General features: G+C 62.4%; 8 protein-coding genes. All 8 read right to left on the bottom strand.

What is annotated here, in order from left to right; all coding sequences use genetic code 11:
• The 8 genes from glgX to ACS4NR_RS07220 all read right to left on the bottom strand — a co-directional run bounded on the left by glgX (position 1) and on the right by ACS4NR_RS07220 (position 13,606).
• The gene (glgX, locus tag ACS4NR_RS07185) at positions 1 to 2,160 is read right to left on the bottom strand and encodes a glycogen debranching protein GlgX (protein WP_095135597.1); all 2,160 of its coding nucleotides are present in this window, start codon (positions 2,158 to 2,160) and stop codon (positions 1 to 3) included.
• A gap of 223 nt (positions 2,161 to 2,383) precedes the next feature.
• The gene (locus tag ACS4NR_RS07190; protein WP_095135599.1) at positions 2,384 to 2,704 is read right to left on the bottom strand and encodes a DUF2934 domain-containing protein; all 321 of its coding nucleotides are present in this window, start codon (positions 2,702 to 2,704) and stop codon (positions 2,384 to 2,386) included.
• Between the two features lie 27 nt (positions 2,705 to 2,731).
• Complete coding sequence (locus ACS4NR_RS07195) at positions 2,732 to 5,500, bottom strand: malto-oligosyltrehalose synthase (RefSeq protein WP_456019531.1); 2,769 nt, start codon at positions 5,498 to 5,500, stop codon at positions 2,732 to 2,734.
• Positions 5,497 to 7,575: a 4-alpha-glucanotransferase gene (gene malQ, locus ACS4NR_RS07200; protein WP_456019532.1), complete on the bottom strand. Its 2,079-nt coding sequence runs from the start codon at positions 7,573 to 7,575 to the stop codon at positions 5,497 to 5,499. Before malQ ends, ACS4NR_RS07195 begins: the two co-directional genes overlap by 4 nt.
• Positions 7,572 to 9,374, bottom strand: coding sequence for a malto-oligosyltrehalose trehalohydrolase (treZ, locus tag ACS4NR_RS07205; protein ID WP_456019533.1), 1,803 nt, complete (start codon positions 9,372 to 9,374; stop codon positions 7,572 to 7,574). The genes malQ and treZ overlap by 4 nt, the downstream gene beginning before the upstream one ends.
• A gap of 18 nt (positions 9,375 to 9,392) precedes the next feature.
• Positions 9,393 to 10,979 (bottom strand): glycogen synthase GlgA, encoded by a 1,587-nt coding sequence (gene glgA / locus ACS4NR_RS07210; protein ID WP_095135607.1) that lies wholly within the window; start codon positions 10,977 to 10,979, stop codon positions 9,393 to 9,395.
• 595 nt (positions 10,980 to 11,574) lie between these two features.
• On the bottom strand, positions 11,575 to 12,528 hold the full coding sequence (locus ACS4NR_RS07215; RefSeq protein ID WP_456019534.1) for a D-2-hydroxyacid dehydrogenase family protein: 954 nt from the start codon (positions 12,526 to 12,528) through the stop codon (positions 11,575 to 11,577).
• A 13-nt stretch (positions 12,529 to 12,541) separates the two neighbouring features.
• On the bottom strand, positions 12,542 to 13,606 hold the full coding sequence (locus tag ACS4NR_RS07220; protein WP_456019535.1) for an alpha/beta fold hydrolase: 1,065 nt from the start codon (positions 13,604 to 13,606) through the stop codon (positions 12,542 to 12,544).
• Positions 13,607 to 13,671 lie beyond the last annotated feature (65 nt).

Below are 13,671 nucleotides of genomic sequence, written 5' to 3' on the forward strand. Positions count from 1 at the left end.
TCAGTCTTCTTCTTCGCGTTGCAGTTCGAACAGCAGCAGCGAACGCCCGGTGACCGAATACTCATGGCCGAACTCGAAGCGTTCCTGACCGCGAATCGACGGCTGATTGGTGTCGATCATGCAGGTCCAGAAACTGCCTTCCGGCACTTCCGGCAGGCTGAAATTGACGATGTCGTGATGGGCGTTGACCACCAGCAGCAGCGTCGCATCGGCACCTTTGCGGCGGATCCCGGTTTCCTGCGCGCGACCGTCGAGCAGCATGCCCAGGCAACGGTTGTGCGCGTCATGCCAGTGCTCGGTGGTCATCTCGGTGCCGTCCGGCGCCAGCCAGGTGACGTCCTTGACGCCGATGTCCTCGTTGTACTCGCCGACCAGGAAGCGCCCGCGACGCAGGATCGGATAAGCCATACGCAGCTTGATCAGGCGTTTGACGAATTTGAGCAGCGCCTTGCCGTCCTCGCTCAGGTCCCAGTTGACCCAGCCGATCTCGCTGTCCTGGCAATAGGCGTTGTTGTTGCCGTCCTGGGTGCGGGCGAATTCGTCACCGGCGACGATCATCGGCGTGCCCTGCGACAGCAGCAGCGTGGCGAAGAAGTTGCGCATCTGCCGATGGCGCAGTGCATTGATCTCCGGGTCGTCGGTCGGGCCTTCGACGCCGTGGTTCCACGACAGGTTGTTGTTGCTGCCGTCCTGGTTGTTCTCGTCGTTGGCCTCGTTGTGCTTGTCGTTGTACGACACCAGATCGTTGAGGGTGAAGCCGTCATGTGCGGTGATGAAGTTCACCGACGAGTACGGCCGCCGTCCACGCTGATTGAACATCTCGCCGGACGCGGTCATGCGACTGGCGAAGTCGGCGACCTGGCCGTCGTCGCCTTTCCAGAACGCACGCACGGTGTCGCGGAATTTGTCGTTCCACTCGACCCAGCCCGGCGGGAAGTGGCCGACCTGATAGCCACCGGGGCCGCAGTCCCAAGGCTCGGCGATCATTTTCACCTGACGCAGCACCGGGTCCTGCCGGCAGGCGACGAGGAAGCTGTGACGCTCGTCGAAACCGTCGTGATAGCGCCCGAGAATCGTTGCCAAGTCGAAGCGGAAGCCGTCGACATGCATCTCGCTGGCCCAATAGCGCAGCGAGTCGGTGACCATTTGCAGCACGCACGGGTGACTGAGATCGAGGGTGTTGCCGGTGCCGGAGTCGTTGATGTAATAGCGCTTGTCGTCCGGCATCAGGCGGTAGTAAGAGGCGTTGTCGATGCCGCGCATCGACAGGGTCGGACCTTGTTCGTTGCCCTCGGCGGTGTGGTTGTAGACCACGTCGAGGATCACTTCCAGATTGGCCTCGTGCAGGTGCGCGACCATCTCCTTGAACTCGGCGATTTTGCCGCTGGCCAGATAACGCGGATCCGGGGCGAAGAAGGCGATGCTGTTGTAGCCCCAGTAGTTGGTCATGCCCTTTTGCAGCAGGTGCTGGTCGTTGACGAAAGCATGGATCGGCAGCAGTTCCACACTCGACACGCCGAGTTTGCGGATGTGCTCAAGCACGTCGTCGACCATCAGACCGGCAAACGTACCGCGCACGTTCTCCGGCACCGAAGGGTGACGCATGCTGATGCCGCGTACGTGGGTTTCATAAATGATGGTTTTGTCCCACGGCACGCTGACGCGGTGGTCGTTGCCCCAGGTGTGCGCCGGGTCGATGACCTTGCACTTGGGCACGAACGGCGCGCTGTCGCGTTCATCGAAACTGAGGTCGGCGTCGGGGTGGCCGATGGTGTAGCCGAACAGCGCCTCCGACCATTTCAACTCGCCGACCAGTTGTTTGGCGTACGGATCGATCAGCAGTTTGTTGTGGTTGAAGCGATGGCCGTTGGCCGGGTCATACGGGCCATACACGCGGTAGCCGTAGATCAGCCCCGGGTGGGCGTCGGGCAGATAGCCGTGGTAGATCTCGTCGGTGTACTCCGGCAGTTCGATGCGTTCGAGCTCGACTTCGCCGGCATCGTCGAAAATGCACAGTTCAACCTTGGTGGCATTGGCGGAAAACAGTGCAAAGTTAACCCCCAGACCATCCCAGGTCGCACCGAGCGGGAAGGGCAGGCCTTCACGGATTCTCGAAGGTTCAGCGTGCGCTGCGGGCTCGGTATTCTTTGGACGGGTCATGATTGCTCCTGCAAAACGGGGAAATTCTCGGCTGATACAAAACCTTGTAGGAGTGAGCCTGCTCGCGATAGCGGTCTGCCATTCGATCTCGATTTCGCCTGATACATCGCTATCGCGAGCAGGCTCACTCCTACAGGGAGGTTGTATGTTTCTTGAGGACGAGTTAGTCCTCGGTGGCGAGCGAACCCGCCACACGGTCATTCAGTTCAATAATCCGGTTGTGTCAGTTGGCCGGGGGCTTGCGTGGGGCGCGGGGCTTTTTCTCGGCGGCTTTTTCACCCGGCGGTACGACTTTGGCGGCGCCGGCCGGCTTGGCCTTCGCGGCCGCTGGCGCCTTGGGCTTGGCCGCCGGGGCCTTGCTGTCGGTGCCTTTGCCGGCGGTCTTGCTGCCCGCCGCTTTCGGTGATTTCTTCGGCGCCAAAGCTTCGGCTTCAGCCAGTTTGCGCGCCATCTCCCAATGACGGGCTTCGTGACCTTCCGGCTTACCTTCCGATTCCCAGATCTGATAGGCGAACTCGCGGATGCGTTTATCGTCGGTACTCATCGCAATGCTCCTGAACTGAACTCGTCGTTACGTAAAGAGTTGGATAAAGAGATTGACCGGGATATCCCCCAGCGCGGCGCTGACGTTCAGCTCCCTGTTTTTTGTGACTGCGCTGCTGTGAAAAAGTCCCTTCAGGTTTGTGTCGGAGGCGGCGAACGGTAAAACCACCCGCGTGTCGCCCCAGTGCAGCGCATCGACCTGAGGGATGGCACTGTTTTCCAGCAACGTCGCACAGCGGACCGGCACGATCACGATGGCGTAACGGCCCTCGTGCTCACGGGCGAATGCGAGCACGTTGTGCGCCTGCTCGCCCAGCACCTCCAGGGCCTGATACGTGCCCCGGCGAAACAGCTCGGCGTGTTCGGCGCGCAGGTTCAGCACTTGAGCGATCAGCGATTGCTTGATGCGCCCGTCACGCCAGTTCGCCAGCAGCTCCGGGAGCGGTGCGTGTCCGTCCAGAGCCTGCGCGCGCGCGGCGTAATCCACCGGCCGGCGGTTGTCCGGATCGACCAGGCTGAAGTCCCAGAACTCGTTGCCCTGATACAGATCCGGCACCCCCGGCACGGTCATGCGCAGCAAGGTTTGCGCCAGACTGTTAAGGGCGCCGGCTGCCGCGATGCTGTTGACGGTCTTGCTCAGCGCGGCGCGCAGCAGCTCACCTTCATCACCGGTGAGCAGGCGTTGGGTGAAGGTTTGCGCAGCATTTTCATAGGCTTCATTCGGCGCACTCCAACTGCTTTGCAGCTTGGCTTCGCGCAGGGCTTTCTGTTGCCACTGCCAGATGCGTTCGGCGTAGTCGCTGAAACCTGACTGATCGTCATCGCTCAGTTGCAGCGGCCAACTGCCGAGCAACGCCTGATACAGGATCAGTTCATCACCGGACGACGGCACTTGGTCATCGTCGCGCAACGGCCGGGCGAGGGCGCGCCACAACTCCACCTGTTCGGCGTACCAGTGGCTGCGTTCACTGAGCACCGCCAGTCGTGCGCGGGTGTCTTCGCCACGTTTGTGGTCGTGGGTGGCGGTGGCCAGCAAGTTGTCGGGGAACGCCGCCAGCCGTTGCTGATTGACCGCGTGGAAATCACTGACCGGTGCGCTGAACTGCTCGGTGTTGTAGCCGACGTCATTGCGCGACAGCAGCACCGCCGAGCGATACAGCGCGGTGTCTTCGACGGCTTTGGCCGCTGCCGGCGAAGTCAGTTGCTGGAAGCGTACGCAGGCGTGCTTGAGAATTTTGCGCGAGCGTCCACGCGGCTTGTGCCGCCAAGGTGTGCCACCGAGCCAGGCCGCCACACAATCGAGCACCGGCCAGTCGCCTTCGCCCAAGGTCTGGCGGGCACCGTCCATGGCCTGCTGGAAAAACTGTTCATCCTGCGCCGAGCGCCCGAGCGCGCTGATGTAAGTGCGATACACCGGGAAATGCACGATCAGCGCCTGCAACACCCGGCGGATTGCGCCGAGGGTCAGGTCGCGGGTCATCAGGTCATCCCGGGCCACTTGCAGCAGCGCCTGGGCGACGCTTTCGAAGTCACTGGCCAGCGAGCCGTTGAGGATCTGCTGACGCGCCAGTTGCGCTTCTTCGATGAACGCCGCCGGACGCTCGGTGCGGCGTTGCCAGAGGTCGCCGAGGACGTGTTCGCCATCCGGGTCGTGTTGCAGCAACGACAGCTGATTCATGAACTCGTAACCGGTGCTGCCATCCACCGCCCAATCGGTGCGCAGGGTTTCGCCTTCGCCGAGAATCTTCTCGACGTAGATCGGCAAGTGCCGACCCGGCGCAAGCAAATCGAGGCGCCGGCGTAACTTGCGGCAGTAACCGCGCGGATCAGCGAGGCCATCGATATGGTCGATGCGCAAACCGTCGACCAGGCCTTCGGCGATCAACTGAAAGATCTTGCCGTGAGTCGCTTCGAAAACGGCGGGGCGTTCGACGCGCAGGCCCCCGAGCTCGTTGATGTCGAAAAAGCGCCGCCAGTTGATGTCGTCCGCAGCGGTACGCCAACTGGCCAGACGGTAGCTCTGGCGTTCGAGTAACTGGTGCAGCTTGTCGAAGCCTTCTGCAGTCGTGGAGTCGTAATGCGCAAGACTTTCCTCGATCGCGGCGAGAATCTGCGGATCGCTTGCCAGCTCTTTCAGTTCAGCCTTGAGCGGCATCGCCAGCGCATGCGCGTCGGTCTGGTAGCTCAGGGTGCTGAAACGATCGGCCAGGGATTTCAGCGCTTCGACCGGTTTGAGCAACTCGCCGTAGTCATTCGGGCAGATCGGAAAGTGATGCTCGTAATGCTCGACGTGGAAGCGACCTTGCTGCGCATCGAAATGCAGTTTCAGCGTGCCTTCCTGCAGCGCCACACCGTAATCGCTACCGAGAAACGGCAACAGCAACTGGCCTTCCATCAACGGATCGGGCGAGTGCCACTGGATGTCGAAGAACTCGCCGTACGGACTCAGGCGGCCCCATTCGAGCAGATCGAGCCACCACGGGTTGTCACCACCGCCAACCGCCATGTGATTGGAGACGATGTCGAGGATCAGGCCCATGTTGTGATCGCGCAGGGTGCTGACCAGACGCCGCAGCGCCGGTTCGCCGCCGAGTTCCGGATTGACCTGGGTCGGGTCGACCACGTCGTAGCCGTGCATCGAACCGGCGCGGGCCGCGAGCAGCGGTGAGGCATAAATGTGGCTGATGCCGAGGCGGGCAAAGTACGGCACCAGCGGCACCGCCTGTTCCAGAGTGAAACCCTTGTGAAATTGCAGGCGCAGGGTGGCGCGCAGGGGTTGGATGAGGGTCTGGTTCATTGGTCACGCTCGGCAGCTTGCAGGCGGGCACAGGCCAGCAGTTCCAGACGGCGCGCGGCATCGGCGCCATCAAGCAAGGCTTCGCTGTTGCCGGGCAGGCGTCGCGACCAGTTCGGGTGGCTGTCGATGGTGCCCGGCAGGTTGGCCTGCTCGTCGATGCCCAGCGCATCTTCCAGCGGCAGCAACACCAGCGGTGCGCGGGTATGACCGAGGAAACGCACGCTGGCATCGACCACTTGATCGACTTCATGGGACTCTTCGCGGAAGTTTTGCGGGTCTTGGCTCAAGGCCCCGCGCAGGCCTTCGCGCTCGCGCTGGCGATGGCGACGCCATTCGATTTCACCGTTGGGGTCGACAAATTCCAGACGCGCGTTCCAGTCGATATCGCGGCCATGCCACCAACCATTGAGCGTCGGCAGGTCGTGGGTGCTGGTGGTCGCCAGCGCGTTGTCCGGCCAGTCGAGGATCGGTTTGAAATACGTGTTGTCCTGTTCGAACAGCAGCACGCGCATGCCGAGGATCGCCCGCGCACTGAGTTTTTCCCGCAGACCGTCGGGCACGGTACCGAGGTCTTCGCCGAGGACGATCGCCTGATGCCGATGGGACTCAAGGGTCAACAGGCGCAGCAGATCGTCAAACGGGTAATACAAATAAGCGCCATCGGCCGGGGCCGCGCCATTGGGGATCACCCACAGGCGTTGCAGGCCCATCACATGGTCGATGCGCAGCCCGCCAGCGTGGGCGAAGTTGGCGCGCAGCATGTCGATGAACGCACGGAAGCCGTTGCGGATCAGGCCTTCGGGGGAAAACGCGGAAATCCCCCAGCCCTGCCCGGAGCGATTGAGAATGTCTGGGGGGGCGCCAACGGTGAGCGAGGCGAGCAGTTCGTCCTGAAAGCTCCAGGCCTGACTGCCGGCGCCGTCGGCACCGACCGCGAGATCGGCGATCAGGCCGATGCCCATGCCGGCACTGCGCGCAGCCGTTTGCGCACGTTCCAGGCAGCGGTGGATCAGCCATTGGCAAAAGGCGAAGTAACTGATGCGTTCGGCGTATTCCTCGGCAAAGGCTTCGAGGGCGGCGCCGCGCGGGTCATGCCAGTGTTCCGGCCATTCGCGCCAGTCGAGGCTTTCGCCACGGGCGGCGCGCATTTCCTGAATGGCTTCGAAACGGCAGTGGTTTTCCAAGGCTTCGCCACCGGCATGGCGGAAACTGGCGAAGTCCGGATGCAACGGGTGCTCGCCCGCGACGAAGCCGTCGTACAAGGCTTGCAGCAATTTCTGTTTGGCGTCGGCGGCGGCGGGCCAGTCGATCAGCTTCAAGTCTTCCAGTTGCCGGAATTGCTCGGCCAGACCGCTGGCGTCGATCGCATCACGCAGCGCGCGTTCGCCAAGGATGGCGCCCGGTGCGGCGTACAAGGCATTGAGAAACAGGCGGCTGGACGGCGAATAAGGACTGTAGCGCCCGGTGTCGGCGCTGAACATCGCATGCAGCGGACTGATTGCCAGCGCATCGGCACCGCGCTCGCCAGCCACCCGCGCCAGTTCTTCCAGCGCCTGGGTGTCGCCGAAGCCGCAGTCGCCGGGGCGGCGCAGACTGTACAACTGCGCGCTCAACCCCCAGACGCGAGGGATCGGGTTGTCTACCGCATCGCCGACGCTGAAGCAGCGCTCGGGGGCCACGGCCAGGGTGAAATATTGATCGGCGATGTGCACCTGCTGATAACCGACCGGGATCAAACCGGGCAGTTTCGCTTCGGCGTCGAGTTTGAGGTTAAGCCGTGAGCCGTCTTCGAGGTGGATTTCGCAAGGGGTTTCAGGCTCGAAATAGCGGGCCAGGTCAACGCTGACCCCGACATCTGCGGTCAACAGTGGCGGCAGGTGGCGATCCTGCTGCACTTGCTGCAGTTGCAGCAGACTGGCGTCGATTTCCTGTGTGGTATTGGCCGGATGACCCAGGCCGGTGAGAACATTGCGCAGCACCGCCGGGGCGACTTTCTGCGGGCGGCCGTTGGCGTCGATCCAGTCGACGGCGAGGCCGGCGCGGCTTGCGAGTATTTCCAGTTGCGCATCGCTCATAGGCGCTCTCCATCCAGAGGTTGCAAGGGGGTTGCGGCCGTGAGGCTGACAAGCGCGCAATACGCGGGCAGTACGCCCGGTTCCGACAGGGCAACGGCAGGCGGCTGCTGAAACAGCCACACGGCGTCGGTCTGTGCAGGGTTGACCACTGGCGTATCGCTGAGGTTCAGGTCAATTCGCAGCTCGCTGCCATCACCCAGACGCCAGCGCGCACTGACCGCGCCATGGCCGAGCATGTGCGCCCCAAGCGCCTGGGTGCCGGACAGATGGGGAATGATGTAGCGGTGGCGCAATTGCAACAGTTGCCGGTACAGCGCGAGGGTCTCCCGCTGTTTCGCGCTGCCGCTGCCTGTCAGGCGCGGCTGCGAGGCGTGGAAGGTCTGCTCGGCATTCGGATCGGGAATCTGCTCGCGCTTGTGCGGATCGGTGAAGGCGCTGAACCCGGCGAATTCATTGCGCCGACCTTCGCGCACCAGATCCGCCAGTTCACCGTGGTGGCTGGTGAAGAACAGGAACGGTTGCTCGGCGGCGAATTCGTCGCCCATGAACATCAGCGGAATCATCGGTGACAGCAGCAACAGCACGGTGGCGGCCTGCACCGCGCGTGGATCGGCCAGGTGATGCAGGCGTTCGCCGAAGGCCCGGTTGCCGATCTGGTCGTGGTTCTGCAGGAACAGGATGAAAGCGGTGGAGGGCAGGTGTTCGCTGGGCTCGCCGCGCGGTTCGCCGTGGCGGGTGATGTGGCCTTGAAACACGAAGCCCTGGCTCAAACACCGCGCCAGTTGCTCGGTGGGTTGCAGCGCATAGTCAGCGTAATAGGCGTCGGTTTCGCCGGTCAGCAGCACGTGCAGGGCGTTGTGGCCGTCGTCGTTCCACTGCGCGTCGTAATCCTCTTCGAGCAGGCTCGACTGATTGAGCTCGTTTTCCACGGTGAGCCAGACGTGGCGGCTCGGATCGATCTGCTGACGAATACGCTGCGCCAGTTCGGGCAGGAAATCCGGGCTTTCGATCGCGTGCACCGCGTCCAGGCGCAGCCCGTCGAAGCGGTATTCGAGCACCCACATCAGCGCGTTTTCAATGAAGAAGTCCCGCACTTCACGGCGGCGGAAGTCGATCGCCGCGCCCCATGGCGTGTGCTTGTCTTCGCGGAAAAAACCTTTGGCGTAGCGCCCGAGGTAATTGCCGTCGGGGCCGAAGTGGTTGTAGACCACGTCGAGAATCACCGCCAGACCATGGCCGTGGGCGCTGTCGATCAGATGTTTGAGTTGTTCCGGGGTGCCATAGGAGGCTTGCGGTGCGAAAGGCAGCACGCCGTCATAACCCCAGTTGCGTGTGCCGGGAAACTGCGCCAGGGGCATCAGTTCGATGGCGGTAATGCCCAGCTCGACCAGACGCGCCAGATGCTGCTCGACTTCGGCAAAGCCGCCGAGCGCGCCGACATGCAGCTCGTAGATCACCGCTTCGCTCCACGGCCGGCCGTGCCAGGTGGTATGTCGCCAGTCGTAGGCCAGCGGATCGACCACCACGCTGTGGCGGTCAAGGTCGCCGTCCTGGGCGCGGGAGGCCGGGTCGGGCACCTCCAGTTCACCATCGATGTTGAAGCGGTAGCGGGTGCCCGCCGGGCACCGGGTCTTGATCACGAACCAGCCATCGGCCTGCGGCAACATCGGCAGGGACTGGCCGGTTTCAAGTTCGACACTGACGTAAAACGCATCCGGTGCCCACAGCGCAAACTGAGTGTGTTCGGCGTCCTGCATGATCGCGCCGTGGGGCCAGTTTTCTTGGGTCCGTAACGGCATTGTGAAAAGCTCCCTGAGTTATTTGTGGCCGGCTTTACCCAGCGCCTTGGCGACCAGTTGTTCGTAGAGTTCGGCGTAGGGTTCGACCGCTTTGCACCAGTTGAACGGCGCAGCCATCGCCCGGCAGCGCATGGCATTGAGCAGTTCGGGGAAGGCAAAGACCTTGAACGCGCGGCTCAGGGCTTCGCGGTAGCTCTCGACAGTGGATTCGTCGAAGAGGAAACCGGTGACGCCGTTTTCGATGGTGTCGGCCAGGCCGCCGGTATTGCGCGCCACCGGCAACGAGCCGAAGCGCTGGGCGTACATCTGGCTCAGGCCGCAGGGTTCATAACGCGACGGCATCAGCAGGAAATCGCTGCCGGCGAACATGCGCCGGGCGTCGGTTTCATTGAAGCCGATGCGCACGCCGATCTGCCCGGGGAAGCGCAGCGCCAGTTCACGCATGGCTTGTTCTTCTTCCGGCTCGCCACGGCCGATGATTGCGATCTGGCCGCCGTTCTGCACAATGTATTCGGACACCGCTTCAGTCAGGTCCAGGCCTTTCTGATAAACCAGACGCGAAACCACGGCGAACAGCGGGCCGCTGGAATCTTTCAAGCCAAACAGTTCACGTACATGGGCGGCATTGATCGCTTTGCCTTCCCAGTCGCCGATGGCGAACGGCGCGAACAGGTGCGGATCAGTCGCGGCGTCCCAGCTCTCGTCGATGCCATTGGGAATGCCGCTGAGCAAGCCTTGCTGGGTCTTGGCGGCGAGAAAACCGTCGAGACCGCAGCCGAAATCCGGGGTGGTGATTTCCTGCGCATAGGTCGCGCTGACGGTGGTGATGTGGCTCGAATAGGCCATGCCGGCCTTGAGGAACGACATCTTGCCGTAGAACTCCATGCCTTCCTGTTGCAGGGCGTGGGTCGGAATACCCAGCTCCGGGCACGAGCCGAGGCTGGTCACGCCTTGATAGGCGAGGTTGTGAATGGTGAACAGGGTCGGCGTGCGCTGCCCGCGCCAGTGCATATAGGCAGGGGCCAGACCGGCCGGCCAGTCGTGGGCGTGCACCAGATCCGGGCACCAGTGAATTTGTGCGAGGTTGGCGGCGATGTCGGCAGCGGCCAGACCCAGGCGGGCGAAACGGATATGGTTGTCCGGCCAGTCGCGACCGTTGTTCGCGCCGTAAGGCGAGCCTTCACGCTCATACAGTTCAGGGCAGATCAGGACGTAAATCACCAAGCCGTCCGGCATGTCCATGCGGCCGATCTTGCACGGAGGCAACGCGGCATGGCCGCCGAGTTCGCCGATGATGTGGATCGGGTTCTCGCTGTGCATCACCTGCGGGTAACCGGGGATCAACACGCGCACATCGTGCAGGTGCGCCATGGCGCGGGGCAGGGCGGCGGAGACGTCCCCCAGACCACCGGTCTTCACCAGATCGGCGATTTCCGAGGTCACGAACAACACTTTCTTCTTGTTGGGATTCTGGCTGGCGACCGGCGTCAGCGTTTTGGTGCCCGGGACGTTGATCGACCGGCTGCCGGGAAGACTCACCGTGCTCGATTCACCAACCGCCTGCTGAGCACGCTCTCCCTGAATATCCAATGCCGCACTGATCATATGAATCTCCCGTGTCGTTGATCTGATTCTTGTATCGAACAAGCTGTGGCCAAATCCTGTGGCCGGGCGCAAACGCGCCACGCATCGGTGAGCAAACGCTACCCAACACGTGCAAGCAGAATGGGTGAAGGGGCCGTTGCAAGGATTGCACCACTCGCGTTGACCCTGCCTTTCAGATGACCCGCCGCCATCTGCAAAAGTTTCGACAATTTTTCGGGTTTGTGACTGACCGGTTTTAACCCGCGAAAATCAGTCTAGGCCAGATCCTAGAGCGGGCGGCAGCAAACGGGTAAATTGTTCGACAATCGGTTGGCAGGCAGCGAAATCCGTGGTGTTCAAGCAGGAACGCACCGACGAAGGGCAGTTTTTTTTGAGGGAGGGGGCTAAAACGGTGACTGATCGGTCACGATTTTGTGCTAGCGGAAAGGCAGGGCGCACTGTTCTGGTGCGGGCAATTTGTTGATGTGTTGTCTATTAAGGCCCCTTCGCGAGCAAGCTCGCTCCCACAGTTGATTTGTGTACGACACTTTTCCAATGTGGGAGCGGGCTTGCTCGCGAAGGCGTCAGTCAATTCACCGCAGTCGAATAGTTGTGATCAATTCAACAGGCGCAGCGGGCTCCCGGCGGCCCACCCCTGAATATCCTCGATCATCTGCGCAAAGAACTGCGCATAGTTCTGCCGGCTGACATACCCCACATGCGGTGTCGCCAGCACATTATCCAGTGTGCGGAACGGGTGCAGTGCAGGCAGCGGCTCCTGATCGAATACATCCAGCGCCGCCCCGGCGATCTTCTGTTTCTGCAGCGCCTTGATCAGCGCTGCCTCATCGACGATCGGCCCGCGGGCGGTGTTGACCAGCAGCGCAGTGGGTTTCATCCAGTCCAGCGCCTGCGCATCAACCAGCCCGCGACTGCGCTCGCTGAGCACCAGATGCACCGACAGCACGTCAGCCTGTTCGAACAATTGCTGCTTGCTGACCCAGGTCACGCCGGCCTGCTGTGCGCGTTCAGCGGTGAGATTCTCGCTCCAGGCAATCACGCGCATGCCGAACACCTGGCCGAATTGCGCGACCTTCTGACCGATGCTGCCCAGACCGAGGATGCCCAATGTCTTGCCGTGCAGGTCACCGCCCAGCCCTTGCTGCCAGCCACCGGCGCGCAGGGAGCTGGCTTCGTTCAGCAGATTGCGCGTGGCCGCCATGATCAAGGCCCAGGTCAGTTCCGGCGCCGCGTGTTTGTAGCTGTCGGTGCCGCAGACCTTGATCCCGAGGCTGGCGGCCGCCGGCATGTCCAGCGCTGCGTTACGCATGCCGCCGGTGACCAGCAGCTTGAGGTTGGGCAGGCGCTGCAGCAGGTCCTGATCGAAACGCGTGCGCTCGCGCATCACGCAGATCACCTGGTACTGGCCCAGACGTGCGGCCAAGGTGGCGTTGTCCGCCGGGTAGTCATGCACAAACGTCACTTCGCCGATGCTGTCGAGCTGCGACCAGTCGACCACCTCCCGCGCCACGTCTTGCCAGTCATCGATCACTGCAATCTGCACCGCCATCAGCCTTACCTCATCAACGAACGGGATCGGGGTTGTTCAGCCAGCCGAGCAAGGCCTGGTGAAACTTCGCCGGTTCTTCCATCTGCGGCGCGTGGCCCATGCCGGGGAATTCCACCAGTGTCGATTGTGGAATCAGCTTGGCGACCTGCTTGCCGAGCACCTCATAGTGGCCGATTTTCGCCTTGACCTCGGGGGACGCGAGGTCCTTGCCGATGGCCGTGGTGTCCGAGGTGCCAATCAACAACAGGGTCGGCATCTTCAGGTCCTTGAACTCGTAGTACACCGGCTGGGTGAAGATCATGTCGTAGATCAGCGCCGAGTTCCAGGCCACCTGGGTCTTGCCCGGGCCGTTGCTCAGGCCGGCAAGCATGTCGACCCAGCGGTCGAATTCGGGTTTCCAGCGGCCGTCGTAATAGGTGTTGCGCTCGTAGTCGCGAATGCCTTGGGCAGTGACTTTCAGCTCGCGCTGATACCACTGGTCAACGGTGCGATACGGCACGCCGAGGGCTTTCCAGTCCTCCAGACCGATCGGGTTGACCAGCGCCAGTTGTTCGACCTGATCCGGGAACAGCAGCGCGTAGCGAGTGGCGAGCATGCCGCCGGTGGAGTGGCCGAGCAGGGTGGCTTTCTGGATGCCCAAGGCCTTGAGCAGTTGTTGGGTGTTGGTCGCCAATTGCTGGAAGCTGTACTGATAGTGATCGGGTTTGCTGGAGGTGCAGAAGCCGATCTGATCCGGCGCGACGACCCGGTAACCGGCCTCGCTCAAGGCCTTGATCGAACTGTCCCAGGTGGCGGCGCAAAAGTTCTTGCCATGCATCAGCACCACGGTGCGCCCGTTGGCCTTGCCGTGGGCGGCGACGTCCATGTAGCCCATCTGCAGGGATTTACCCTGGGACTGAAAGGCAAAGTGCTTGAGCGTGTAGGGGTATTGGAAACCTTGCAGCTCCGGGCCATAAGTCGGGGCATTGTTCGGGACTGCAGCGGGCGCTGCTTCAGCGGGTGCGGCGGCGTGGGAAAACAGCGGCAGCGCGGCGCTGAGGAACAGGCCGGGCAGCCAGCGAGACAGGGTGACGGACATAAGGGCAAACTCCATGGAAATCGGCCGATGCTGGAACGCCCGGATTAGGGCGACGTTAACCACAG

The sequence above is a fragment of the Pseudomonas sp. JQ36 genome, assembly GCF_053851495.1.